This is a genomic window from Nocardiopsis terrae (genome assembly GCF_014651695.1).
GTDB lineage: Bacteria > Actinomycetota > Actinomycetes > Streptosporangiales > Streptosporangiaceae > Nocardiopsis > Nocardiopsis terrae.
Genome location: NZ_BMXJ01000002.1, coordinates 53,297 through 79,269, shown reverse-complemented (window position 1 = coordinate 79,269; position 25,973 = coordinate 53,297). Strand labels below are relative to the sequence as shown.

The window sequence follows — 25,973 nt, the reverse complement described above, 5'->3', positions numbered from 1 at the left end:
CGGTCTTCCCGCCCGGAGGGGCCCGCCCGTGGCCGGACCAGAGCGGCGGACAGCGACGGTGCGGACACGGGTTCGCCCGTCGGGTGGCGTTGACACCACGCCACCCGACGTCGCCTGGTGGAACGTGAGACCGGGCTGTCCCCCAAGACCGTCCAGCAGGTCGGGCGCCTGCAGCGAGCCCTGCGTCTGATCCGCGCGGGCGGGTCGCGGACTCTCGCCGATGTGGCCTTCTCGGCGGGATACGCCGATCAGGCCCACCTCACACACGAGGCGCGCCGGTTCACCGGGCGGACACCGCGTGCGTGCCTCGCCTGCTGACCGGCGGGCCGAAGGCACGGCGGTCCGCCCCGCTGTTCCTGTGATCGCTACGATCGTTTCGTGGCAAGGGATTCCGCCTGGGCTTGTGCCGGCCCGGAGCTGCGGAGCACACACCGACCCTCGGCGGCGTCCGATGGCACCTCGCGAGGTTCTCAACACCGGTGTCCTCTCAGGGATCGTGGTGTCGGCCCGAGGCTGTGACGCCACCGGGCTGGGGTGATCGGAAGGGGAGGCGCCGTGTCGTGGGTCAGTCGGATCGCTGACACCGTCGAGTGGCGGTCGATAGACGTCGACATCGCGTGGGACGTGATCGAGGCGCGCCTGGGTACTGCGCTTCCCGACGACTACAAGGAGCTCTGCCGGTGTTTCGGCGTGGGGGAGTTCAGCGAGTATCTGCATGTGTACGGTGCGCCGGGGGGAGCCGACTCGCAGATAGTGAATGAGCTGGCGTCGTTGCGACGGACACTGGAGAAATATCCGTTCACGCGGGACAGCTTCGATCCGTACGGTCTCTACGGTCCGGGTGGGGCGGGCCTGATCCCCTGGGCCATGTCGGTGACGGCGGTCGAGTTCTACTGGGCCGCTGACGCCGAGGTTCCGCCGCAGGACTGGCCGGTGGTGGCGCGGACCGAGGTCGACCCCTGGCGGTGCTTGCCGATGTCTGCCTCGGAGTGCCTCTTCCGCGTCCTGACCGACGTCACCTTCGAGGAGTTCACCATCGCCGACCTGGTAGAGCGTCCGTCCTTCACGCCGTACGCGGCGTAGTTACGGGCATCGACCAGGCCGCGCACCTTGGCCGGTCATCTGGTCCTCGAGCGCCGCAACGGAGGGTCGGGGGTGCTTTTTGGCTGGATTCCCTTATGAGTGGTGAGCGCCGGTACACGGCGGGCGGCGCTCCTGCGGAGTCTGTCATCTGCGAGATGAACACCCCCGACCTGTTGCTGATCGGCGTTTGGGGATGCCAGAAGGCGCCTCCCGGTACTCATATTATGATGCGGGAGGGAATACGACCAGAGGAAGACTTCCTGCTTCAACTTCGGTTTGGCTGATCTCCAGCTTGCAGTAGTTGCCAACTGCGGTGAAGATCCTCGGTAGAAGATCATCCATATGCTCTTCCCAGTACGTCTCCACTACTTCTTCGGAGGAGTCCGGCAGGGAAGGGTAGATCGCCCCAGCGGAGCGAAGCGCCTCATCAAAATCTGGATGCCCCGTAGGGGCGCCCCACTCTGCGTGGGACGCGTGGCCTTCGGGTGTGACGTGTGAAACGTAAGGCGGCGGGTCATCTTCCCGCTGGGTTACGCAAACAATTTCTGCACCAGTCAGTACCTGTGATTCTTGGTGAGCTAGGCTCTTCGTGTACCAGGTGGCATCGGGGGAGTTCTCCAGGACATACACCCAGCCCCCGCAGGTCCCGTACATGGCGAGAGAGTGGAAGGTTGCGGTGCTTTTCTTCTTTTGATCTTTGAAGAGGGTCCCTTTGTTGAGGTCTTCCGCGTGTGCTCCGAGGCTGATGAGGAACTCTCTTGCACTGATGTCACGGGCAACCGTGAGGGAAACGGCCTCCCGCATCCCCGGGAGGCCAGGAGTCCGGGCCGCCAGATTGTGCTCTCCGATCCAACGGATTCCATCGCTCATACGGCCACGCTAGCGATGGAGGGCCAGTGCAGGCCAGTGCTGTGGCCGGAAACGCTCACCAGTCTGGGTGACCGGTGCCATGGTTGATCGCAACAGCATTCAAGCCTGGGGCCACGGTGCCCGCACCCCTCAAAGCCCACAGGCTCACCGGTCCTGAGGGCCGAAAACCCAACGAAGCATCCGTCGGGCAGCACCGACACAGTGCACTGCCCAGGGCTGTTGGAAAGTCGGGTGAGGGACGTTTCTGCCCTGTTCAGGGGATGTGGAGTAGCTCGAGAGGGCGGGTGGAGGTCTCCTGGTACACCCGGAGCACCGCTTCGGAGGTGCTGATCATCCTCAGCTCACTCAACAGCGGGATCGCCGGGTTGCGCAGCATCGACACATCCCTGCGGTCCGCGCCCTGGATGCGCCCTCTGTGAAGCCCGCATCCCGCATGCGGTGCAGTACCCCGATCCGCCAGTTGAGACCCCGCGCCAGGCCAGCCGACCCGGGCAGGCTCGTGATGGCCTGGGCGTAGGCGCGCTACACCCGGCCGGTGGAGACCTCCTTGACCCACTGGTGTACCCGCAACACCCGCCTGGTGCGGGGGAAGGAGATTCGGGGTGCGGTGAGTACCTCGACCGTGCGCCTTCCGTGCTTGCCGTCGACGATGAGCACGGCCAGGTCTGCAGTGGTGGTCAGGCGGGCGAGCGCGGCGGGGCCGGGCTGGTCTGCACTCGGCGGATGGTGTCGGGCTCGTAGGTCGGCGGACCCCGAGGGCGGGACAGGCGGTGCGGGCTCCCAGCCGGGCCAGGGTGTTGGGATGCGTTGGTCGCCCACTAGCTGATCACGGTCAGGGAGTGGGCCCCGGCCAGCGCCGCGCACAGACAGGTCGGGTGGTCTGGTTCCGGTGCGGTAGCCGGTTCAGGGGAGTGCACCAGGAGTCCCAAAGGGTCTTCTGCCCCAGGTGAGGATGCGGGTTCACCCGTCCTGGACTGGGGTGTCCTCGTGGTCAGGGACGGCTGGCCACTGGACCAGAGGTCCCCTGGTTGAAGTTGTGGAGTGCTCATTCTGTTTCGTGTGCAGCGGATACGGCGCTCGCACCGAATATAACGTTCTCATATAGCTTACGTTCGGCTTTTGTCGGCGTTTTCGGGTGCGCCCGATGTGCTCTCCCTGGGCGGCTCCCCGGGGCTGTTCGTGTGCTTCCTCTGCCGCCTCCGCACTGATGAGGGCGTTGGCGGGCCCGTGCACTCCTTCCTCTGCTCGCTTTCGGTGGGGCCTTGGAAAAGGGGAATCGTGCTTCCCGCTTCATGTCCCCTGCAGGGGTATCGCAGAGGACAAGGAAACCTTTCCCGTGATGTGCGCGTTTTGTCGGATACTTAGCGTCACGCACCGTTCGTTTCCGTGCTCACCGCTAGGACTTCCTCCACATGGCATCCCCCTGCCTGCCCCCCAGGCGGACGGCCGCTGCGCTGGCCGCCTGCGCCGTGGCCGCCGCGACGCTGGGGACACCCTCAGCCGCCTTCGCGGACGGGTGCTCCGGAGGCACTGATACCGACTTCGACGGCGACGGTGTTCGCGACCTGGTGGTCGGGGACCCGGACGCGACAGTCGACGGAAACCAGCGCGCCGGACGGATCACCGTGGTCTACGGAGGAGACGCCGAACCGACCACCTTGGACCGGAGTACCGAAGCGGTCCCCGGAGACCCCGGGCGAGGCGACCGCTTCGGCGAGGTCCTGGACACCTTCGACCACGACGGTGACGGTTGTGCCGACCTGCTCGTGGGGCTGCCCTTCGAGGAGGTCGACGGCAGGGAGGAGGCCGGGGCGGCCCTGGTGGTCCCCGGTTCTCCGGAAGGTCTGGGCCAAGGGGAGGCGCCCGAGGTATGGGATCAGAACACCGCGGGCTTCGGAGGCGGACCGGAGGCCGGTGACTGGTTCGGCCACGCGGTAGCCGCAGGCAACGCCCCCGACGGGGAGCCCTACGCGGTCATCGGGATTCCGGGTGAGTCCATCGGAGACGTCCGCGACGCCGGTTTCGTCCAGTACGTGCGAGGGGATGACACCTCCGCCTTCCACCAGGACACCGACGGTGTGGCCGGCACCGCCGAGATCAACGACCGCTACGGGTTCGACGTGGCGGCCGACGACACGCTCATCGCGGTGGGCGCTCCGGGCGAGTCCATCGGAGACGAGGAGTTCGCCGGGGGAGTGCACCTGTTCAACCACGAGCAATCCGGTAGCCGACCCGACTACGTGGGCGACCTCCACCAGGACTCGGAACTTCCCGGAGGGGTGAACGGGGGTGCCGAGACCGGTGACCGCACCGGTACCTCCGTCGACGTGATCGACTACCGCACCTCCGACGGCGCCGCTGAGACCATGGTCGCCGTCGGTTCCCCCGGCGAGGACCTCGCCGACGACGAGACCGACGTCGGCGGCGTCCACGTCTTCAGCTCCGAACCCGACGGCACCCGGCGCCAGATCTTCGCCGTGGGCCGCAACACCGACGGCATGGACCTGGCGCAGAGCTCGGACTTCCTCGGCCAACACGTCCGTCTGATCGACACCGATCCCGGCGAGAACGCCTCCGACACCTCCGTCAAACTCGTCGCCGGCACCCCCGGGCACACGGTCGGCGACGAGCGCGCGGCCGGACTCCTCCAGGTCTTCCATCCCCTGAGCGGTTCCGTGGACGACCGCATCGACCTGGACCGTTCCGGGCACGACGCGCTGGGCGCTCCGGTCGCCGGCGGCCACTTCGGTATGTCCCTCCACGTGACCGCCGACGATCTCTACGCCGCCACCCCCTTCGACACCGGCGACCCCGGGGCGGTGCACGCCGTGTCCTGGGACGAGCTGCGAAGCGACGGTGAACCCGCCTGGCGCACGTGGCGCCCAGGAGAGGGCGGCGTTCCCGACGACGGCCGAGCGTTCGGGGCAGCGGTGGGCTGATACCCCCCGCAGCCCACGCATCATCCCCCTCCACATCCGGAAGGATTCTCCGTGCCCTCACACGGCGCCCCCGAATCGTCGCGCCCACGAACTCCCGGACCCGCCCACCGCGTCGCGGCCGCCCTGGCGGTCACCGTCCTCGTCACGGCCCTGACCGTGGCGCTGCCCGTGGCCGGTAACCCCGAGGACACCGCTTCGGCCGAGGAGGACCCCACCGCGCCCACCGAGGCGGGAGCCGTTGAACTCGCCGCCGAACTCGACGAACCCGTCGAGGTCACCGGTCTGCGCGAGGAGCGGCGCACCGTCCACGCCGAACCGGACGGCAGCTTCACCGCCAAGGAGTACGCCGATCCCGTCCGGGTCCTGAAGGGCGATGCGTGGGTCGAGCCGGACGCCACCCTGGTCCGCCACGACGACGGGACCATCGCACCCGAGGCCGTCACCGTCGGACTCACCCTCTCCCCGGGCGGGGACGGCCCGCTGGCCGTACTCAACCGCGCAGGCAAGGAGATGGCCCTGGAGTGGCCCACCCCCCTCCCCGAACCCGAACTGGAGGGGGACGAGGCCCGCTACCCCTCGGTGGCCGAGGACGTCGACCTGGTGGTGCGCGCCGATGTGGACGGCTTCTCCCATGTGCTCGTGGTCCACACCCCCGAGGCCGCCACCAGCGAGGAACTGTCCGAGCTGCGTTTGGGGACCACCGCGGACGGAGTCGAGCTGACCGAGGACGGTGACGGCCTCTCAGCCGTCGACAGCGGTGTCGGCGGTGCCGTGTTCGAGGCCGCCGAGCCCCTCATGTGGGACTCCGGCGGCACCGGGGACGGGGAGGAGGCGATCACGCCCCGGAGCGAGCCCGCCGAGGAACCGCCCGGGAGCGCGGACACCGAGGGCGATCGGTTGGCGCAGGGGCCCTCGGAGTCCTCACGTATCGCACCCGTCGGTGTCGACCTCGAAGGCGAGGACCTGGTGCTGCGCCCCGACCAGGAGATGGCCGCCGACGCGGAGACCTCCTACCCGCTCTACATCGACCCGGTGTGGAAGACCTCCACGCGTTCGGCCTGGACGATGGTCTCCTCCGGCTACTCCACGACTTCTTTCTGGAAGTTCTCCGGAGAGGACAACGAGGGCGTGGGCCGATGCCCGCAACTGGCCGGGGACCCCTACTACTGCAACAGCTCAGGGGTCAAACGACTCCTGTACCGCATCCCCACCGGTGCCTACGCCGACAAGCAGATCCTGTCGGCCGAACTGGCGGTCACGCTGCGCCACACCTACGACTCCGGCTCCCACCCGGTGAAGGCCTACCGCACCGGTGGTTTCAACAGCTCCACGAATTGGAACAACCAGCCCTCGTGGGTCCAGCACCAGGACACCAAGAGCCCCTCCAACCCCACCAGTTCCTGCACCCGGACCAACCAGAACGTACGTTTCGACGTTTCCGACGCCGTGGACAGCGCCGCATCCAACGGCTGGTCGACCACCTCCTTCGGGCTGCGCACGGGAGATGAGTCCACCTACACCCAGTGGAAGCGCTTCTGCGACAACGCCCACCTGGAAGTGCGCTACAACACGGTTCCCGACACACCGGACCAGGCCTGGATGGGGATGTCTCCGGGCGGGGCCTGCGTCTACGGCGCCGAGCGCCCCTACGTGGACGAGCCGCCGCGGGTGTCGGCGTACCTGTCCGACGCCGAGGAGTTCACCGACGCCGGGGAGAAGCTCAAGGCCCAGTTCCGGGTGTTCTGGACCGATGAGGACGGTGCGGACCAGGAACACACCTACACCACGTCGGAGAAGGCGGCAGGTTCCTTCTTCCACTACCAGGTCCCCGACGACATTCCCGAGAACACGACCATCGCCTGGACCGTGCGGGCCTCCGACGGACACGCCTGGGGTCCTTGGAGCTGGGCGGGTTCCCAGACCCGGTGCCAGTTCGTCTACGACTCCACCGCGCCGGAGGCGCCGGAGATCTCCTCGACCGACTTCCCGGCCGACAATGACTGGCACGACGGCGTGGGCGTCTACGGGGACTTCACCATCGACTCGCACTCCGACGACGTCGTCGAGTACCGCTACGGCATCAACGAGGACCCCTCCGCCGAGAACACGCTGACCCCCGACAGCGACGGCACGGCGGTCCTCACCACGAGCCCGTGGTTCGAGGGCCCGCACAGCCTCTATGTCGAGGCTGTGGACCAGGCGGGCAAGACCAGTTCCCGCGCCAGCCACCTCTTCCTCGTCGACGGGGGTAGGCCCGCGGTGGGGCAGTGGTCCATGGCCGACGACGCCGGGTCCGACGGGGCCGCTGACACCTCGGATGCGGGTCACACCGCCCTTGCTGGAGACGGGGTCGCCTTCGGAGGGGAAGGCCCCGGAGGCGATGCGAGTTCCGCGGTCGTACTCGAGGGTTCGGAAGAGGACTACCTCACCCCCGCCGCGCATCTGGTCGACACCACCGGCCTGTTCTCGGCTGCCGCCTGGGTCCGCCTGGACGACCTGGACAGGGACCAGGTCGTCCTCTCCCAGGACGGCACCGGAGAGCCCGGATTCACCCTCGGTTACGACGCCTCCGACCAGGCCTGGCGCCTGGCCTTCCCCGACTCGGACATGTACGCCCTCACGGAGTGGGGGGTATCCGCCGACGGCGGGGTCGTGGAGGGGGAGTGGGCCCACGTGGCGATGACTCACGACGGCCACGCGAACACGGCCCGCCTCTACGTCAACGGTGCCCTGGAGGGGACCGTTGAGCGGGACACGGTCTGGCATGCACCGGGCGATGTGCAGATCGGACGTGCGGTCACCCGCAGCGGTTACGACCGCCACCTGAACGGCGCCCTGGCCGACGTGCGCGTCTTCGACCGGCTCGTGCACGGCTACGAGTTCGACCGGCTCCGCATGCTGCCGGTGGACCGGCAGGGTTACTGGCCCTTCAACGAAGCCGCCGAGGACGGCACCAGCCCGGATGCCGAGGGCCTGAGCCCGATGTTCCTGGAAGGCGACGCGAGCATCCACACCGCCGACCCCTGGCAAGGCGACAGCGCCCTGGTGGGTCAGGGGCACCTGGAACTCGACGGTGACGGCGACTTCGCGGGTGCCCTCGTGGACGAGCCCTTGAAGGGCAGTTTCACGCTCAGCCTTCGGACCCGCCTGGCGGCGGCCGAGCCCACGGAGACGATGACGGTGCTCTCCCAGAACGCCTACAACTCCCTCGTCGACATCCGCTACAACGCTGACAGCCAACGCTGGGAGGCGGTCCTGTCCAACACGGACGAGGCCGACGCCGACACCACCGTGCTGGAGGCGGACAACGTCTCTCCGAGCTCCGAGATGCGCGGTGACCACCTGTCGTTGGTCTTCGACGTCTTCGCCCAAGAGGTTCGCTTCTACGTCAACGGCACGCACGCCTCCACCCGGACCTTCCTCCCCCTGTGGCCCTCCCCGGAGGCCCTGGACGAGGACGAGTACTCCCCGTGGCCGATGCTGAACGTCGGTCGCGCCAAGGACGGCGGCGACTGGCACCAGCACTACTCCGGTGCCGTGGACGACGTCCGCGTCTACTCCGGAGCCGCCGACGGCGTCCTGATCTCCGCGCTCAACCGGACCACCGAGAACCCGGAGCTGTAACCGGTATGCCCTCCACATCCGACGCCCCCGCCCAGAACGGTGAACAGGCCCGTACCGGCCGGTTCCGGCCCCGTCCCGCGCTCCTGGCCGCCGGATCCGCCCTCATGGCCGTAGCGGTGACCGCAACCCTGATCGAAACCCTTCCGGCCCTGCCGGACTGGCTGCGCGACGACTCGGTTCCCGAGACCCAGGAGATACCCGACCCGGTCGCCGGCAGCACCGGAGAGGTGGAGCCCCGCGAGCGGGGCGAGGAGCTGGCCGAGGCCGCCGAAGGCGACCCCGAGGCTTCCTGGCCCGCAGCTGCCCGGGAGACCCTCACCGTCTCCGAAGCGGTCGACCCCGAGGCCATGGTGTCGGTGGGCGGCCTGCCCGTCCAGGCGGTCGCTGACGGGGGCGGCAGCGCCCAGGCGGAGGTCCTCGGCCGCGAGGCGGCTGCCGAGGCCGGTGTCGACGGGCTCCTGCTGCGGATCGAGGCCGACGAAGAGGTCGAGGTGCACGTGGACCCCTCCGACTTCGCCGACGCCTACGGCGGCTCCTACGGCGACCGGTTGACGCTCACCCGGCTGCCCGACTGCTTCACCTCCACCCCGGAGGTTCCGGAGTGCCGCACCCCGGTGCGGAGCGAGCCGGTGACGGGCACCTCCGGTACCGTGGCCGCCCGGTTCGACCCGGAACAGGGCGCACCGGCCCCCGCGGACGAGGCCCGCGCACCCTCGGCGACCGGTGCCGCCGCACCCACCGAGCCGACCGGTTCGTCCACCGGGGTCTTCGCCCTGGCTGCCTCCGAGTCCGGTTCCGGGGGCGACTACTCGGCGACCCCCCTGGAGCCCTCCTCCGAGTGGAGCGTGTCCCCCTCCTCCGGTGTCTTCTCCTGGTCCTACCCCCTGGACCCGGTACCGGTGCCCTCCAGCCTCATGCCGCAGCTGGCGCTGGACTACTCCTCGCAGACCGTGGACGGGCGCACCAGCGCCACCAACAACCAGGGCTCGTGGATCGGCGAGGGCTTCTCCTACGAGCCCGGCTACATCGAGCGCTCCTACAAGGCCTGCGCCGACGACGGCCACGAGTACAAGGGCGACCAGTGCTGGGGCACCGACAACGCCACCCTGATGCTCAACGGCGCCTCCGGCCGACTGGTCAAGGACGACGACACCGGCGAGTGGCGGCTGGAGTCCGACGACGGCTCCAAGATCGAACACCTCACCGGTGCCGAGAACGGCGACGACGACGGTGAGTACTGGCGGGTCACCACCACTGACGGCACCCGCTACCACTTCGGCCGCCACCGCCTGCCCGGCTGGGAGAGCGGTGACGAGACCACCGACTCGACCTGGACCGTGCCCGTCTTCGGCGACGACGACGGCGAGCCCTGCCACGACGACTCCTTCTCCGACTCCTGGTGTCAGCAGGGCTGGCGCTGGAACCTCGACTACGTCGAGGACTCGCGCGGCAACGTGATGACCTACTTCTACGGCAAGGAGACCAACCACTACGCCCTGGACGCCGACACCGACACCGAGGGCACCGCCTACACCCGGGGCGGCTACCTCAAGCGCGTCGACTACGGCCAGCGCGAGGGCGAGGTCTACGACGGGGACGCCCCAGCACGCGTGGTCTTCGACACCGCCGAGCGCTGCCTGCCCGACGACGACTTCGACTGCGACGCGGACGACCTGGACGAGGACACGGCCAAGCACTGGCCGGACGTCCCCCACGACCGGGCCTGCGACGCGGGCGACGAATGCTCCTTCTCCCAGACCGCACCCTCGTTCTGGACCCGCAAGCGCTTGGAGGAGGTCCGCACCCAGTACGACACCGGCGACGGCTACCAGACGGTGGACTCCTGGAAGCTGGACCACCTGTTCACCGACAACGGTGACGGTTCACGCACGCTGTGGCTGTCGGAGATCACCCGCACCGGACATGACGGCGACGAGACCGAGAGCCTGCCGCCGGTGCAGCTGGACGGCATCCAACTGCCCAACCGTGTCGACGACCCCGGCGACAACATCCAGCCCCTGGTGCGGTTCCGCCTCTCCACCGTCTACACCGAGACCGGTGGGCAGATCGACGTCAACTACTCCGGCGGCGACTGCGACCCCGACGACCTGCCGGAGGAGGGGGAGCAGACCGGACGCTGCTACCCGGTCAAGTGGAACCCGCCCGGTGCGGAGGACCCCGTCACCGACTGGTTCCACAAGTACGTGGTTGAAGAGATCATCGAGTCCGACCGCACTGGCGGCTCACCGGACCAGGTCACCCGGTACGAGTACGTCGGCGACGCGGGCTGGCGCCACGCCGACCCCGACGGGATCACCGACGAGGAGTACCAGACCTGGGGCCAGTGGCGCGGCTACGAGACCGTCCGGGTGCGTACCGGTGACGGCCAGGACATGCCCACCCGTACCGACTACACCTTCCTGCGCGGTCTGCACGGAGGAAAGGACCCCGGTGGCGGCACCGTCTCCGCGGAGGTCGCCGACTCCACCGGTACCGAGCACACCGATCACGACGAACTCGCCGGCCACCAGCTGGAGGAGATCACCTACGACGGCGACGAGGTCGTCGAAAAGACGATCTCCGAACCCTGGCGCCATGTCACCGCCGTACGTGACGAGGACTGGGGCACCACCAGGGCCGCCTTCACCAACACCGGCGTCAAGCGCGCCCTGACCGCCCTGGCCGACGGTGAATGGCGCGAGACGAAGACCACCACCACTTTCGACACCGACACCGGCCGTTCCGAACGGGTCGAGGACCTCGGCGACACCTCCACCGACGCCGACGACATGTGCACGCGCACCACCTACGCGGACAACACCGACGCGCACATCCTCACCCACATCTCCCGCGCGGAGAGCGTCTCCGTGGCCTGTTCCGAGGACGCGGGGTCCGGTGACGTGGTCTCCGACGTGCGCCGCCACTACGACGGCGGCGGCTACGGCGACGCACCCGACAGGGGCGACATCACCCTCACCGAGGAGTTCGACGGCCGCGACGACGACGGCGACCCGGTCTACACGACGGTCAAGGAGACCGCCTACGACGAGTACGGCCAGGAGACCGAGGTCACCGACGCCGAGGGCCTGGTCAACGAGACCACCGAGTACTCCTACGACAACGGTCTGGTCACCGGCTTCACCGTGACCAACGCGCTCGGCCACACCGTGGAGAACCGCGTCGACCCCGCCCGCGGGATCGTGCACGCCGAGATCGACGCCAACGGTCGGCGCACCGACACCGCCTACGACCCCCTGGGGCGGCTCACCGGCGTCTGGCTGCCCGACCGGCCCAAGGGCAGGGACATGACTCCGAACATGAAGTTCGGGTACAGCATCACCGAGAACGAGCCGGCCTCCGTCTCCACGAGCACCATCCGCAACGACGGTGACTACGACACCTCGTACGAGATCTACGACGGCTTCCTGCGACCCCGCCAGACCCAGGTGCCCGGCCCCGACGGCGGCCGCCTGGTCTCCGACACCTTCCACAACGGCATCGGCAGGGTCGCCAGGACCAACGACACCTACTACGCCGAGGACGAACCCGGCGGGGACCTGCTCGTGGTCCGCAACGGCGACGTCCAAGGCCAGACCGTCTACACCTACGACGGCGCCGAGCGGCTCACCGCCACGGTCCAGCGGGTCGCCGGGGACGAGGTGTGGCGCACCAGCGCCGTCCACGAGGGCGACCGCGTCCACGTCACACCCCCCGAGGGCGGCGTGCCCACCACGGTCATCACCGACGCCCGCGGCCAGAAGGTGGAACAGCGCCAGTACACCGGGGACACCCCCGAGGGCGACCACGTCTCGACCAGCTACACCCACACCCCCAGCGGCGAGATCGCCTCGATGACCACTCCCAGCGGCAGCGAGTGGAGTTACGAGTACGACCACCGGGGCCGTCAGACGGCCGTGCACGACCCCGACACCGGTACCACCACCAACGTCTACGACGACCTCGACCAGCTGGTCTCGACCACCGACGCCAACGGCACGACCCTCTCCCACGTCTACGACGACCTGGGACGGAACGTGGAGACCTGGGAGGGCGAGCCCGACGAGGGCACCAAGCTCACCAGCCACGAGTACGACACCGCCCTCAAGGGACAGCTGTTCATCCAGACCCGGCACACCCCCGATGGGGACTACCGGATCGGGATCGTGGGCCAGGACGAACTCGACCGGCCCACCAACATCCTCTACGGGATCCCCGAGTCCCAGGGGGTGCTGGCGGGTGACTACGAGTTCTCCATCAGCTACAACATCGACGGCACCGTCCAGGGCATGGGGCTGCCCGCCGCCGGAGGGCTGCCCGCCGAGTCGACCACGATCGGCTACGACGACATCGGCCGTCCCACCAGCCTGTCCGGTGAGAGCTCCTACGTCACCCGCACCGAGTACAACCAGCTCGGCCAGGTGCTCCAGACGGAGCTCTCCGGGGGCTCCGGTCCCAAGGCGTGGATCACCAACGAGTACGAGAAGGGCACCAAGCGCCTGCTCGGAACCCGGGTGGACCGCCAGGGCGGCGAGGCTCCGCTGATGGACACCGGTTACGACTACGACGACGCCGGCAACGTCCTGTCCGTCACCGACGCCCCCGAGGGCGGCCAGACCGAAACGCAGTGCTTCGGCTACGATCCCCTCCTCCAGCTCACCGAGGCCTGGAGCCTGCCGCACGAGGACTCCGGGGAGTGCGCCGCCGAGCCCACCGCCGACGAGGTGGGCGGACCCGCCGCCTACTGGCACTCCTACGACTACGACGACGCGGGCAACCGGGTCAGCGAGACCCTGCACGACACCACCGGTTCCGGTGAGGACGCCGTGCGCGACTACACCTACCCGGACTCCGGGCAGGGCCAGCCCAACACGGTGCGCGAGGTGGTCGAACAGACCCCGCAGGGCGACACCCTGTCCTCCTTCGACTACGACGACGCGGGCAACACCGTGGTCCGCGAGCTGGCGGGCGAGCGCCAGGAACTGGAGTGGACGCCCGAGGGCGACCTCGACACCGTCTCCACCGACGAGGGGGAAACCTCCTTCGTCTACTCCGCCGACGGCGAGCGCCTGGTGCACTCCACCCCCTTCGAGGACATCCTCTATCTGCCGGGGATGGAGCTGAGGGCGAACAAGTTCACCGGTGAGGTGGAGGGAGTCCGCTACTACGAGCACGCCGGGCAGAGGGTGGCCGTACGCACCCCCGACCGGGTGGACCTGCTGGCCGCCGATCACCACGGCACCGGTCAGGTAGCCATGAACGCCGACTCCGAGGAGTCGGTGCGCCGCTACCTGACACCCTTCGGCGAGGAGCGCGGCGGCGCCAGTTGGGCCTGGCCCGACGACAAGGGCTTCCTCGGTAAGACCGTGGACCACTTCACCGGGCTGACGCTGGTGGGCGCGCGCGAGTACGACGCGGCGCTGGGGCGGTTCATCTCGGCGGATCCCATCGTGGACCCGTCGGACCCGTTGCAGATGAACGGCTACTCCTACGCCAACAACAGCCCGATGACCTACTCCGACCCCACGGGCGAGTTCCTGGACAAGATCGGCAGTGCGATCTCGTCCGGGGCCAGCAAGGTCGGTAACGCCGTCAAGTCCGGCTACAACTCGACCAAGAAATGGGTCAGCAACAACAAGAGCACCATCACCTCAGTGGGTGTGGGCATCGGAGTCGGTGTGGGCTGCACCGCCCTGAGCTTCGGCCTGGGCGCGGTGGGCTGTGCCGCGTTGGGCGGTGCGGCCAGCGGCCTGGTGCAGTACGGAATGGACACCCCGCGCGACGACTGGTCCTTCACCGGAGCTGCGACCTCCACCGTGGTCGGCGGAGCACTGGGTGCGGCTGGTGGTGCGATCGGTGGTCGTATCGCGGGTGCGGTGGGTAGCCGGGTGTCGTCCTGGGTGGGTGGTGCCGGTTCCAGCGGGACCCGGTCGGGGGTGACCAACGCCGCTCGCTCGGCGGCGGTCAAGCCGCGCACGCCGCAGCCGCCTCCGCCGCCGAAGCCGCCGCGGCCCGCGCCGGCGGCGAGTGCGCCCAGGCCGGCGCCGAGCACGGCGGCTCCCGCCAACGCTGGCCGCTCGGGGTGTAACAGTTTCGTGCCCGGCACCGGTGTGGTGATGGCCGACGGTTCCACGAAGGCGATCGAGGCTGTTGAGGTCGGCGATGCGGTGTTGGCCACCGACCCCGGGACCGGTGAGCAGAGCGCGCGTACGGTCGCGGCGACCATCGACGGTGAGGGGTTCAAGACCCTGGTTGAGATCCGGGTGGATGGAACCACTGAGCGTGAGGCTCCGCCGGAGGGGGAGTCGGCGGGTGCGGAGAGTGCGTCGGAGGTTCCGGGTCCGGTGGTGGCCGGGGATGTGGTGACGGCGACCGATGAACATCCGTTCTGGGTTCCGGAGCTGGACGCCTGGGTGGACGCCATCGATCTGGCGCCGGGGATGTGGTTGCAGACCTCGTCCGGTACGTGGGTGCAGATCTCCGCGGTCGAGGTGGACACGCAACCCGCGCAGGTGCACAACCTGACAGTGGAGGGGGTGCACACCTACCATGTGGTGGCAGGTACCACTTCGGTGCTCGCCCATAACACGAATTGCTCTGGGAACGCTGGCCGTGACCTTATTGATGGCCAGGCTCAGTTCCATATCGTCCGTGGCGACCGGACCGGCGGTGGGCACAAGTGGCCTGGGCAGCCAGGTAAAAGCGTATTCCCCTCCCATTGGGGTACTGAAAAGATCTTGAACAGCGTGGCAGATGTGGCTACGAATCCAGCTAGCGTTTGGACTCAGCAAACCGGAAGGCGTGGTGCATTGTTCACAAGGAATGATCATCCATCTCGGTGGAAGATTGAAGGGGTTGTGGACGGAGTCAATATCCGCACGATCTACGAGCCAGCCTATGACAGAATCATTACTGCGTTTCCATTTCGGTAGCATGGGGAGGTGTTTCGATCATGGATTCGGTGTGGTATCGAAGTGAAATCGAGCGCCTGTTGCTGGAGTCGCCCCTGGCTGATTCTGGCATAGTCGAGGATGTGGAAGACTTCTTAGTTGCCGGTGAATATTCCCTTGCCTTTGACACAATGTGCTCATGGATATACGAGGATGGTCTCCCCGTGAGCTCGCCCTACTATAGAAGGCTTGTGATTATGTCAAAGGAGATGGGATCTGAGAGGCTTGTGGAGAAGATCGGAACTCTGGTTGTTCAGTAGAAAATCTGCACTGCTCAGAGCGTTCGTGACGATTCTGCAAGGAAGCAGATGAGTCTTGATTGAGCATTGGACGCCTCCACGGGGCTGACGCTGGTGGGCGCGCGCGAGTACGACGCGGCGCTGGGGCGGTTCATCTCGGCGGATCCCGTCGTGGACCCGTCGGACCCGTTGCAGATGAACGGTTACGCCTACGCCAACAACAGCCCGATGACCTACTCCGACCCCACGGGCGAGTTCCTGGACAAGATCGGCAGTGCGATCTCGTCCGGGGCCAGCAAGGTCGGTAACGCCGTCAAGTCCGGCTACAACTCGACCAAGAACTGGGTCAGTGAGAACAAGAGCACCATCGCTTCCGTGGGTGTGGGTGTCGCGGTCGGTGTGGGCTGCACGGCCCTGACCGGCGGTGCGGGCGCGGTGGGCTGTGCCGCGTTGGGCGGCGCGGCCAGCGGCCTGGTGCAGTACGGGATGGACACCCCGCGCGATGACTGGTCCTTCACCGGGGCTGCGACCTCGACGGTGGTCGGTGGTGCGCTGGGCGCGGCCGGCGGTGCGATCGGTGGCCGTATCGCGGGTGCGGTGGGTAGCCGTGTGTCCTCCTGGGTGGGTAGTGCCGGCTCCAGCGGGACCCGTTCGGGGGTGACCAATGCGGCGCGTTCGTCGGCGGTCAAGCCGCGCACGCCGCAGCCGCCTCCGCCGCCGAAGCCGCCGCGGCCCGCGCCGGCGGCGAGTGCGCCCAAGCCGGCGCCGACCTCGTCGGCTCCCACCAGCGCGGGGCGCAGTTCGTGTAACAGTTTCGTGCCCGGCACCGGTGTGGTGATGGCCGACGGGTCGACCAAGGCGATCGAGGCTGTTGAGGTCGGCGATGCGGTGTTGGCCACCGATCCTGAGACCGGTGAGCAGGGTGCGCGTACGGTCGCGGCGACCATCGACGGTGAGGGGTTCAAGACCCTGGTTGAGATCCGGGTGGATGGAACCACTGAGCGCGAGGCCCCTGAGGTGGGGGAGTCGGCGGGTGCGGAGAGTGCGTCTATTCGATTCACGCCGGCTGTGAGTACGAGCAACCGCAGGTTCATGCAGCAGAAGCCAGTCTGCCTCTTCTGTGAGGCCCGGTTCGGGAGGGATTCGTTCTTCTCCCCGGGACCAAATATGAATCCGATGTTTTGAGGCTTTGGGACTAGTGGTGAAATGAAACTACTGGAGCGCGAACTTGCGAGTCATGACTGGGAGAACTGAAGACTTTTTCTGCGAATCCTGACCTTCTTCCGACCGTGATTCGATCGCTTGTTACTGGGAGATCACACGAGGAGGTGGAGTCTGCGTACATGGCTATTACTGGCGGGCTGGCCCTTTCTCAAGGGAGGTTGGCTCAGTCTGCGGAAGCGCTTTCTTCTGTCCTGTCCGAGGCCCTGGGTGTGTGCTCTGGTGTCTCCAGGGACGCGGTAATAGATATCCTTTCAGAGGTTTCTGGGGGACACGATGATCACGTGGATTCGCGGATGGTCGGACCTGTTTCCTGGTCTCGCTGCATGGAATATATCAAATAATTTTCCCTTTACTGTGAAATCCTCGAAAGCGAAGGAAATGTCTCATGTGTCGACCTGGTTCTGATGTGCGAAGTCTATAATTCGGATTTCAGGAAAAGGGCTGTTGAGGTGTATCGAGGCATGCTTGATTCAGGGAGATGTGAAGATCTACATGTCTTGATAAAAAACTCTCTGGACGACCTTGAATGATCTTTTCGGGCGTCAGTTCGTGGTTGGGTGTGCAATTGACCTCGATTCTTCGCCGAGGTTGATCGCTGAAGGGCTCGGAGGTTCGCCCGTTGTATCCTCCGTCTGTGAATGGCGGTCCCTCGCGTGAGGCTGTGGTGCTCGACGGGATCCCTCAAGGTGCTTTCGCGCAGAACCTCTCGAACAAGCTCGGCGTCAACGTCCTGGCTCCTGTGGATACCCTGTGGGCAGGACGCCATGGCACGCTCTTCGTCGGGCCGAGTAGCACCAGTAAGAGCTTTTCATCCGATCTATGGAGAATGTTCAGGCCGGGAGGGTGAATTGATGCCGGTGGAGAAGATAGGTTTCTTTCAGGGTCTTGCGCACGGTGATGACAATGGGGGAAGGCCTGAAGGCCCATGTGTCGCAAAGAGAAGAAGCGCTGAAGGAGCGAATTGCGGGATACTTGGACCGAGGTTCGGTCGTCGCGGCAGCCATCCAGGCGTTGTTTGACGCACCGGCTCAGCAAGCCCCCGAACTGCACGAGTTCCTCGTCAACGCCCGCGCGGTCCCCAACGAGCGCCTGGCCTTGGACGGTAACCCTTCCCGTGCGATCGCTGCGTGGAACTGAGCTCCAACGGTGGGACAGACGCGTGGTGCAGCGATCACAAACACCGCCGTGGTGGCAACATCCAGTTCCTGTTCGAGACCAGAGGAGAACCGCCACCTGGGGTTAGAGCTCATCTCATTTGGTGAGTCTGCGGAAGCAGATCAACGTGCAGGCGATGCCGGCGAACGCGAGGAAGTGCTCAGCCGGTAGCGGCGGTGTAGGCGGCGGCATCCGGCCAGCCGGGCCATGGCCCGCTCGACCTGCCAGCGGTGGCGCCCCGACCGCTTCGAGGACTCCACGCCCCTGCGGGCCAGGCGATGGACGATCCCGCGTTCACGGAGCCATCGGCGCAGGTGGGTGTCGTCGTATCCCTTGTCTCCGTGAAGCTTGCCCGGCTTGCGTCGCCTGCGGCCCCGCCTGGATCTGATGGGCGGTATCGCACGCACCAGCGGTTGCAGAGCTTGGCTGCCGTGCAGGTTCGCATCCGAGATCGCCATCGAGATCGGAAGTCCGGTTCGATCGGTGCCTCGGGCACCACTCGCTGGAACAGTTCCCACAGCTCATCCGGCACAAGGCGTTCAACCATCGACACGCGGCCAGGTTGCCGAGAATCCACATGAGATGAGCTCCAAGAGGACCTCCCTCGGTGTCACGGTCCCGAGGCCGTTCAGGACATCGCCCAGGTGGTCGCTGCTGGCCCGATGCTGGTAGTGGGCAGCCTGTTCGGGGATGAGCCGATCCGCACGGGCCAGTTCACTTCATGGGCCGCGAGGTCCTCGCTCGCTCTGTTTGACCTGGGATTCTGTGGCGCACCCGGCAGGGTTCGAACCTGCGGGCCATCGGATGAGAAGGTTTGGGTCCGGGTTTCGGTCATCTGCATGACGACGTAGAACGAGTCCACGAGTTCACGCGTGAGAGCGTTTGCAAAGGTCACTGACGGTTCTCCTTTATAAGGTTGTCTTTTAAGTAGATTATGTTGCTCTATCACACTTGCTGTGCCCCCTTGTCTGTACCATGCTGCTGGTGTTGCTTATGTGAACTATAGGGGGGATTCGCGATGCGCTGCTGTCAGCCGGGGCAAGTCACAGCGTTTCGAACGGGGGATGACTGTTTTCACTGGGAGAACGCGATGAGAGTCAGGGTCCTAGGCCCGCTCGAAGTGGATATCAATGGAAGAACGGTCGTCCCCACCGCTGGCAAGCCACGGAAGGTGCTGTCGCTGCTCGCGCTGTACCCGGATCAAGTGATCCCTGTGCCCATGCTCATCGAGGAGTTGTGGAGGTCCGCCCCTCCGCGTAGTGCGCTGGCCACGCTGCAGACCTACATACTCCAGCTCCGGCGCCGCATCGGCGCCGCTCTCGGCCCCGAGTCGCCTGTTGACCCAAAGAGCATCCTGATCAAACAGTACGGCGGTTACCGGTTGCGAGTTCCGGACGGCTGCGTCGACGTTGAGTTGTACCAGCAACTGATAGCGGCCGCGAGGCGCTCCGTTGAGGGCGGTGACGACGAGACGGCGTCCCGAATCTTCCGGGAGGCCCTGGATCTGTGGCGTGGTTCGATGTTGGTCGACGTCCCTGCCGGGCCATTTCTGGAAATCGAGTCCAAGTGGCTTGAGGAAAGCCGACTGAACGCCCTTGAACAGGGAATTGAATGCGACCTCCGCTTGGGTCGACACACGGAAATCCTGGCCGAACTCATCGCCCTGATCGCCCGTTATCCCTTCCACGAGGGACTGCATGCGCAGTGCATCATCGCCCTGTGCCGCTCGGGGCGCCAGTCCCAGGCTCTGCAGGTCTATCAGACTTTACGGGCCCGTTCCGTCGAGAAATTCGGGCTGGAACTGTCACCCCAGATGCGCAAGCTCCATCAGGCGATGCTGACCGCTGACCCCTCGCTGGACATGATGCCGCGACCGCGTCCGGGCGGGCCCGTGGAGCGGTCCGCCATGTGAGGCCGCGCCCGACCGAAGACGTGGCATCGCCCCCGCCGCTCGCACCGAGCCGATCCCCTCGGGTGATCCAGCCGGGGCCCGCTGTCACGCCGTGTCCGGGGCCAGGTCAGTCGACCGGGCAGAAGAGCCCGGCGATGGAGGCCTCGGTGGCGACGCGCGCGGCGAGCTCGACGTCCGCGTCGGTGACCGGTTCTCGGCTGACGAACAGGCGGTAGTAGATCGGTGCGACGGCCGACCGCACGACCTCGCGTCCGTCCGTCCCGGCGGGAACCTCGCCCCGTGCGATCGCCGCCTCGACCACCACGGCCGACCGCCCGTGTTGGTCGACGAAGAAGTCGTGCAGTGCGGAGGCGGCCCGCGCGGACTCGAACGCCGCGGCGATCGCCGCGGTGGCGACGGGGCCTTCCCGCTCCGACGTGAAGTTCTCGGTCACCCGATGCAGGAGGGCGAGGAGGTCAGTGTGCAGAGCCCCTGTCTGGGGCGGCCGCCACGAGCCCGTTCCGCTACGGGCGAGCGCGGTGCTGAGAAGGCCGTCGACGCCGCCCCAACGTCGGTAGATCGTGCTCTTGTGCACACCCGACCGGGTTGCGATCCGCTCGACCGTGAGTCCGGCGTAGCCGCGTGTTCCTAGTTCGGTGAGGGTCGCCTCGAGTACCGCCTCTGTGTTGCGCGCGGTCCGGCCTCCGGGCCGCACCGTCCTGTCCTGGGATGCGGAAGCTGTGCTCCGGTCGTTGGTGGAAGCCATAATGCGACTATAGTTGCAGTAGCGGAGTTCGGCATGTCATGCTCCTACGGTGGCGAAGGCCGCCTGAAGCAGATTTGGAACCTTTGAGATCTCCGCGCGAAGGGTGTGATTCTCCATGGGCCTCCTGGTCGAGACCGCCGACAGTTCGAGCCAGCGCTCGCCGTCCATCCAGTCTTGGAAGGTTCCATGTCCAAAGCCATCGTCTGCACTGATCTGTTCTTCGAGTGGCCTGACGGCACGGTCGTCTTCGACGGCCTCGACGTAGCGTTCGACCAGGGCCGTACCGGGCTGATCGGTCTCAACGGCTCGGGTAAGTCCACTCTTTTCAAGCTGATCACCGGCCAGCTGTCGCCGGTCTCGGGCCACATCGCGGTGGAGGGCGCGCTCGGCTATCTCGACCAGGAGCTCACCCTGGATACGGATCAGACGGTCGCCGAGCTGCTCGGTATCGCACGGAAGCGGGACGCGCTTCGGGCCATCGAGGGCGGAGACGCTTCCGAGGCAAACTTCTCCCTGGTCGGTGATGACTGGGACATCGAAGAACAGGCACTGGCCAAACTGGAGCGCTTCGGTATCGCCCTGGAAGGCGCGGAGCCGCTGGACCGTACTGTCGGTTGTCTGTCCGGTGGTGAGGCGGTCCTGATCGCTCTGGCCGGGCTGGCCCTGTCCAAGCCCGGGGTCACCCTGCTTGACGAGCCCACGAACAATCTCGACCGCGACGCGCGCACGCGACTGTACGAAGCCGTCGAATCCTGGCCCGGTGTCCTCGTGGTCGTGAGTCACGACCGGGAACTGCTGGAGAGGATGGACCAGATCGCCGAGCTGCGCCAGGGGGGCGTCTCCATCTGGGGCGGTAACTACACCGACTACATCACGCAGCTGGAGGCTGAACAGGAGGCCGCGCAGCGAATGGTCCGCGTGGCCGAGGCCGACGTGCGCAAGGAGAAGCAGCAGCTGAAGGAAGCGCGAATCAAACTCGACCGGCGCGTGCGCTACGGCAACAAGATGTACGCCAATAAGCGTGAGCCCAAGGTCGTGATGAAGCAGCGCAAGCGCGACGCCCAGGTCGCCGCGGGCAAGCACCGGATCATGCAGGCGGGCAAGCTCGACGAGGCCAAGCGCTCGCTGACCGACGCGGAGTGCGAGGTGCGCGACGACGACCGCATCAGGATCTCGCTTCCCGATACGCGGGTGGCGGCGGGGCAGGACGTACTGGAACTGGAGGGTTCCGACGGGCGACTGTACGTGCGCGGGCCCGAGCGCATCGCCATGACGGGGGCGAACGGTGCGGGTAAGACCACGCTCCTACGCGCCATCACGGGCGACTCCGACCACCGTGAGCTCACGGTCGAGCACGTCACCGACAGGGTCGGCTACCTGCCCCAGCGGCTGGACATTCTCGACGACCGGCTCAGTGTGCTGGACAACGTCCGGGCGGCCGCACCGACCGCGACCCCGCACGACGTCCGGGCGAACCTGGCGCGTTTCCTCATCCGGGGCGACCGAGTCGACCAGCCGGCGTCGGTTCTCTCCGGCGGTGAGCGATTCCGGGTGTCGTTGGCTCGGCTCCTCCTGGCTGATCCGCCTCCTCGGCTCCTCGTGCTGGACGAGCCGACGAACAACCTCGACCTGGACAGCGTGCGCCAGTTGACCGAGGCGCTGTCGGCCTACAAGGGCGCCCTGCTCGTGGCGAGCCACGACTACGCCTTCCTGAGGGAGATCGGGATCACCAGGTGGTGGCGGATCGAGCCCGGACGGATGCCCTTCGAGGCCGACGAGCCGACTGATTGACACGTCGAACCCAGCGCCGGGGTAGGTCGTGCGGGCGAGCCCCGTGCGACCGGCTCCGGCGCCTTCGATGATTCCGTGGCGATGCTGCCGCACCCGCCTCCGGACGGAGAGCCACCCCTGCGTCCGGAGCACCGATGAGGGCCTCAGTGGTCTCCGGGGCAAAGGAGTTGCAGAAGGCACCGGAATCCAATCCGAGGTACTGCTCCTGTGGGTGAAGGACCACCGGGAAGATGACCCCTCGAACGACACCGGGCTCGGTATGAGCGAGCGCGCCCGCCTCGGGGGCTCGTGCGGATCGACCGCGGACAGGACGGCGAGATCGAGTTCCCGAAAAGCAGCGGCGTACTGCGCCAAGGAACGTCCGTGACGGACGAGTACGAGTTCGTCGAGACCCATGGCGTTCGACGACGCGGCGAAGCGCCCGGACAGGAGCATGGGCCCCGCTGGCGCCCCGAAGACATCCAGACCTGGGACCGACACCTCGGAACCTTCATCGGGGACCTCACCCACCACCTTTTCGCCCGTGGTGCGCCACGCGCCGCCTTCACCGACCACGTCCGTGGCCTGCTCGCAGACGTGGACCGCAAGAACTCCCGACAACCCGCCGGGTACCACTGAGCCTGGCCACGGAACACCTGGTCGGCGGGGTCGCGACGCACCCGCCGCCCACACCCGCGACCACCTCACTCACCGGACGCGGTTCTGGTCGTCAACGACACCCGGATCATCGGGAAGGGGAACCGCCCGGTCGGCACCGCCCGCCAGAACCGTGGCCTGACCGGACAGGTCGGAAACCGCCAGGCCATCGTGACCTGTACCTGGGCTTCACACCCCCTATGCCCGGCGCCTGTGCCTGCCCCGGGGGTGGGACGCCGCCGAGCCACCGCCGGTGTACCCGCCAGCATCCGCCACGCCACCAGACCCGTCCTGGTACCGCCACACCGCGACCGTGGTAATCGTTCGGGTCTTCCTCGCCATGCAGCGGGTTGAACAGGGAGAACAACGAGCCGATGGGAGGAGGTGAGGCCGCCGAGATCCGTCGGCAGCTCACGTGGACGGTACTCCTGGCCCGGTCCGGGCTCGCTCATATCGGACACGTGCTGAACTGGTCATACTTGCGGGGCGTGCACCGAAGACGCGCGATGATCAGCCTCTGCCGAAGACTCGGGGACCCCTGTCCGCACGAATTCGAACGTAGTACCAGGCTCACCCCCGCGCTGGGAGCCGTCGTCGCCCCCTCACTTCCAGGGGTGAGTCCGGGCCGTTGGTCATGAGCGGGAACGAACCCCTCAGAAGGAGCCCGGGCCTGAACCGCTTCCTCAGTTCACACTTTCGGGCGATTGCCAATTCAGGCTGATCCCCGCGAGGATTCTCCATGAGGAGATCAGTACCGACAGCCGGGGCCGCAATGGCAGAGACTGACGCGTGGAAACGACGAGAGGGTTCGGTGGTCGGGGTGCAGGAGGACGTCCGTTTCCCCGTGCCTGCGGAGCGCCGTGGTCGCCTCCTGGAACGGATGCTGCTCTCGCGTGAGTGCGACCGCCGAGCCGGAGTGTATTACCGCCAGGGCAAGGCCTGGTTCCATATTTCATCCGCTGGCCACGAGGGGTTGGCGGTGCTGGGTGAGCTGCTTGAGGGCGGCGACTTCGTTGTTCCTCATTATCGCGACCGGGCGCTCATGATTTCCCGTGGAATGGATGTCGAGGAGCAGGCTCGGGATCTCATGGGGAAAGCCCGCTCGCATTCCGGAGGGCGGAATATGAGCTCACATTTCTGCTATCAGCCGGGAAACGTCTTCTCGATCGCGAGCCCGACTGGCAGCCAGTGCCTTCCCGCGTCAGGAATCGCTTGGGCGGCGCGTTTCCGTGATGAGTCGTCAGTGGTTCTCTGCTCCGTCGGGGACGCCACCACCCGCCAGGGGGAGTTCTTCGAGGCGCTCGCGTTCGCGTTGGAACGCGACCTGCCCGTGCTCTTTCTCGTCTCCGACAACGGCTACGGGATCAGTACACCGACCGCGGACTTCGTCCCGTCGGGGCTCGGGATGGTCCCCGACCGAGTCATGTGGGACATCGACGCGGCAGACCCCGACGTCCTGCACGACGCGGCCTCGCGAGCCATCGCGAGCGTGCGCGGAGGGGGCGGTCCCGCTGTCCTGTGGTGCCGACTGGACCGGCTCGATTCGCATACCTCCTCCGACGACCAGCGCGTTTACCGGACCCCGGACGAACTTGCCGTGCTCCGCGACCCGATCGAGGTCTTTCGGAGCCGCCTGCTGCGTGAGGGCACCGTCACCCCGGAACAGCTGATGGACACCGAAACACGCGTGGCCGAGCATGTGGAGGAGGCGTTCGACCGCGTCGCTGCGGAGCCGACGGCTGACCCGAAAGCCGTTCATGACCACCTCTTCGCGCCCCAAACCGAGCGCGACGCCGCGTGCGAGGCGATCGGACCCGTGGCCGCCAGGAGCGGAGACACGATGGTCGCCGCGGTCAACCGCGCCCTCCGGACAGGATTGCGGGACCAGCCGGAGATGGTGGTGTTCGGTGAGGACGTCGAAGACCCCAAAGGCGGTGTCTTCGGATTCACCAAGGGCTTGGGTGAGACCTCCGACGGCCGGGTGACCAACTCACCGCTGGCGGAGGCCACGATCGTGGGCGCCGCGGTGGGCCTGGCCGCGGCCGGTATGCGTCCGGTCGTGGAACTGCAGTTCATCGACTTCGTCGGCCCCGCGTGGAACCAGATCGCGGCTCAGTTGACCACTCTGCGCTGGCGGACGCTCTCGGCGTGGAACTGCCCGGTGGTGATCTACGCACCCTGGGGCGGCTACCTCCCGGGCGGGGGGATCTGGCACAGCCAGAGCAACGAGAGCCTCTTCACCCACCTCCCGGGGCTGCGAGTGGCCGTTCCCTCGACGCCCGCCGACGCCGAGGCGGTTTTCCTGGAATCCTTCGAAGCCCCCGACCCCACCCTCGTGTTGCTGCCCAAGAACCTGATGCGGCGCCGGGAGCGTACCGACGCCCCTCCCTCACCTTCGCGGGGAAGCCGCGTTCTACGGACGGGTTCCGACGTCACCCTCGTCACGTGGGGCAACGGCGTGGACCTGAGCTTGGCAGCCGTCGACGCGCTGATCGGGGAAGGCGTCACGACCGACGTCATCGACCTGCGGTGGCTGGTGCCCCTGGACAGAGAGACGGTCGCGGCCTCCCTGCGCCGCACCGGTCGGCTCGTGGTGGTCCAGGAGGACAACAGGACGAGCAGTTTCGGCGCGGGCCTCCTAGCCGACCTCATCCAGACGGACGAGGAGTTCTACTCGCTCCTGGCACCACCGCGCCTGGTGACCCGGGACGATATCCATGTTCCCTTCCACCCCGACCTGGAGGACGAGGTCATGCCCTCGGTCGGTGACGTGGCGGCCGCGATCCACTCGGTTCTGCGATGACGGAG

General features: G+C 67.0%; 16 protein-coding genes and 1 pseudogene. 12 read left to right on the top strand and 5 right to left on the bottom strand.

The annotated features are described in order from the left end of the window. Positions 1-114 precede the first annotated feature (114 nt). The gene (locus tag IE195_RS04440; protein WP_225942865.1) at positions 115-318 is read left to right on the top strand and encodes a helix-turn-helix domain-containing protein; all 204 of its coding nucleotides are present in this window, start codon (positions 115-117) and stop codon (positions 316-318) included. Between the two features lie 237 nt (positions 319-555). Further along, positions 556-1,083, top strand: a complete 528-nt coding sequence (locus IE195_RS04435; RefSeq protein WP_191268111.1) for an SMI1/KNR4 family protein — start codon at positions 556-558, stop codon at positions 1,081-1,083. A gap of 222 nt (positions 1,084-1,305) precedes the next feature. On the opposite strand, the gene IE195_RS04430 is transcribed toward IE195_RS04435, so the two are convergent. The 3 genes from IE195_RS04430 to IE195_RS26440 form a co-directional block, all read right to left on the bottom strand. Beyond that, positions 1,306-1,953: a hypothetical protein gene (locus IE195_RS04430; protein ID WP_191268110.1), complete on the bottom strand. Its 648-nt coding sequence runs from the start codon at positions 1,951-1,953 to the stop codon at positions 1,306-1,308. Between the two features lie 253 nt (positions 1,954-2,206). Further along, positions 2,207-2,329: a hypothetical protein gene (locus IE195_RS26445; RefSeq protein ID WP_264081816.1), complete on the bottom strand. Its 123-nt coding sequence runs from the start codon at positions 2,327-2,329 to the stop codon at positions 2,207-2,209. Between the two features lie 146 nt (positions 2,330-2,475). After that, complete coding sequence (locus IE195_RS26440) at positions 2,476-2,610, bottom strand: hypothetical protein (protein WP_264081817.1); 135 nt, start codon at positions 2,608-2,610, stop codon at positions 2,476-2,478. Between the two features lie 755 nt (positions 2,611-3,365). Between IE195_RS26440 and IE195_RS04425 the strand changes: the two genes are divergently transcribed. From IE195_RS04425 to IE195_RS04390, 6 genes are all read left to right on the top strand, one after another. Then, positions 3,366-4,892, top strand: a complete 1,527-nt coding sequence (locus IE195_RS04425; protein ID WP_191268109.1) for a hypothetical protein — start codon at positions 3,366-3,368, stop codon at positions 4,890-4,892. 51 nt (positions 4,893-4,943) lie between these two features. Further along, entirely contained in the window at positions 4,944-8,516 is a 3,573-nt protein-coding gene (locus IE195_RS04420) for a LamG-like jellyroll fold domain-containing protein (protein WP_191268108.1), read from the top strand. A 5-nt stretch (positions 8,517-8,521) separates the two neighbouring features. Beyond that, positions 8,522-15,445, top strand: a complete 6,924-nt coding sequence (locus IE195_RS26435) for an RHS repeat-associated core domain-containing protein (RefSeq protein WP_192733298.1) — start codon at positions 8,522-8,524, stop codon at positions 15,443-15,445. 20 nt (positions 15,446-15,465) lie between these two features. Beyond that, complete coding sequence (locus IE195_RS04400) at positions 15,466-15,723, top strand: MafI family immunity protein (protein WP_191268107.1); 258 nt, start codon at positions 15,466-15,468, stop codon at positions 15,721-15,723. A gap of 66 nt (positions 15,724-15,789) precedes the next feature. Beyond that, positions 15,790-16,887: an RHS repeat-associated core domain-containing protein gene (locus IE195_RS04395; protein WP_191268106.1), complete on the top strand. Its 1,098-nt coding sequence runs from the start codon at positions 15,790-15,792 to the stop codon at positions 16,885-16,887. A 924-nt stretch (positions 16,888-17,811) separates the two neighbouring features. Beyond that, positions 17,812-18,063, top strand: a complete 252-nt coding sequence (locus IE195_RS04390; RefSeq protein WP_191268105.1) for a hypothetical protein — start codon at positions 17,812-17,814, stop codon at positions 18,061-18,063. Between the two features lie 114 nt (positions 18,064-18,177). Here the strand turns inward: IE195_RS04390 and IE195_RS04385 are convergent. Further along, positions 18,178-18,566 (bottom strand): annotated as a pseudogene (locus IE195_RS04385) (transposase); the annotation flags it as partial. A gap of 533 nt (positions 18,567-19,099) precedes the next feature. On the opposite strand from IE195_RS04385, the gene IE195_RS04380 reads away from it, so the two are divergent. Beyond that, complete coding sequence (locus IE195_RS04380; protein ID WP_308428392.1) at positions 19,100-19,993, top strand: AfsR/SARP family transcriptional regulator; 894 nt, start codon at positions 19,100-19,102, stop codon at positions 19,991-19,993. 106 nt (positions 19,994-20,099) lie between these two features. Here IE195_RS04380 and IE195_RS04375 read toward each other — a convergent pair whose 3' ends face one another. After that, positions 20,100-20,738: a TetR/AcrR family transcriptional regulator gene (locus tag IE195_RS04375; RefSeq protein WP_191268103.1), complete on the bottom strand. Its 639-nt coding sequence runs from the start codon at positions 20,736-20,738 to the stop codon at positions 20,100-20,102. 186 nt (positions 20,739-20,924) lie between these two features. Here IE195_RS04375 and IE195_RS04370 point away from each other — a divergent pair, with 186 nt between their 5' ends. From IE195_RS04370 to IE195_RS04355, 3 genes are all read left to right on the top strand, one after another. Beyond that, entirely contained in the window at positions 20,925-22,529 is a 1,605-nt protein-coding gene (locus tag IE195_RS04370; protein WP_191268102.1) for an ABC-F family ATP-binding cassette domain-containing protein, read from the top strand. Positions 22,530-22,892: 363 nt separating this feature from the next. Beyond that, entirely contained in the window at positions 22,893-23,147 is a 255-nt protein-coding gene (locus tag IE195_RS04365; RefSeq protein ID WP_191268101.1) for a hypothetical protein, read from the top strand. A 757-nt stretch (positions 23,148-23,904) separates the two neighbouring features. Continuing rightward, positions 23,905-25,968: an alpha-ketoacid dehydrogenase subunit alpha/beta gene (locus IE195_RS04355; protein WP_308428391.1), complete on the top strand. Its 2,064-nt coding sequence runs from the start codon at positions 23,905-23,907 to the stop codon at positions 25,966-25,968. Positions 25,969-25,973 lie beyond the last annotated feature (5 nt).

Bases quoted from the DNA above. Each gene is read 5' to 3' on its own strand.
- IE195_RS04430 (WP_191268110.1), bottom strand. From the start codon at position 1,953: ATGAGCGATGGAATCCGTTGGATCGGAGAGCACAATCTGGCGGCCCGG.
- IE195_RS26445 (WP_264081816.1), bottom strand. From the start codon at position 2,329: ATGCTGCGCAACCCGGCGATCCCGCTGTTGAGTGAGCTGAGGATGATC.
- IE195_RS04425 (WP_191268109.1), top strand. From the start codon at position 3,366: ATGGCATCCCCCTGCCTGCCCCCCAGGCGGACGGCCGCTGCGCTGGCC.
- IE195_RS26435 (WP_192733298.1), top strand. From the start codon at position 8,522: ATGCCCTCCACATCCGACGCCCCCGCCCAGAACGGTGAACAGGCCCGT.
- IE195_RS04400 (WP_191268107.1), top strand. From the start codon at position 15,466: ATGGATTCGGTGTGGTATCGAAGTGAAATCGAGCGCCTGTTGCTGGAG.
- IE195_RS04380 (WP_308428392.1), top strand. From the start codon at position 19,100: ATGCGCTGCTGTCAGCCGGGGCAAGTCACAGCGTTTCGAACGGGGGAT.
- IE195_RS04375 (WP_191268103.1), bottom strand. From the start codon at position 20,738: ATGGCTTCCACCAACGACCGGAGCACAGCTTCCGCATCCCAGGACAGG.
- IE195_RS04370 (WP_191268102.1), top strand. From the start codon at position 20,925: ATGTCCAAAGCCATCGTCTGCACTGATCTGTTCTTCGAGTGGCCTGAC.
- IE195_RS04355 (WP_308428391.1), top strand. From the start codon at position 23,905: ATGAGGAGATCAGTACCGACAGCCGGGGCCGCAATGGCAGAGACTGAC.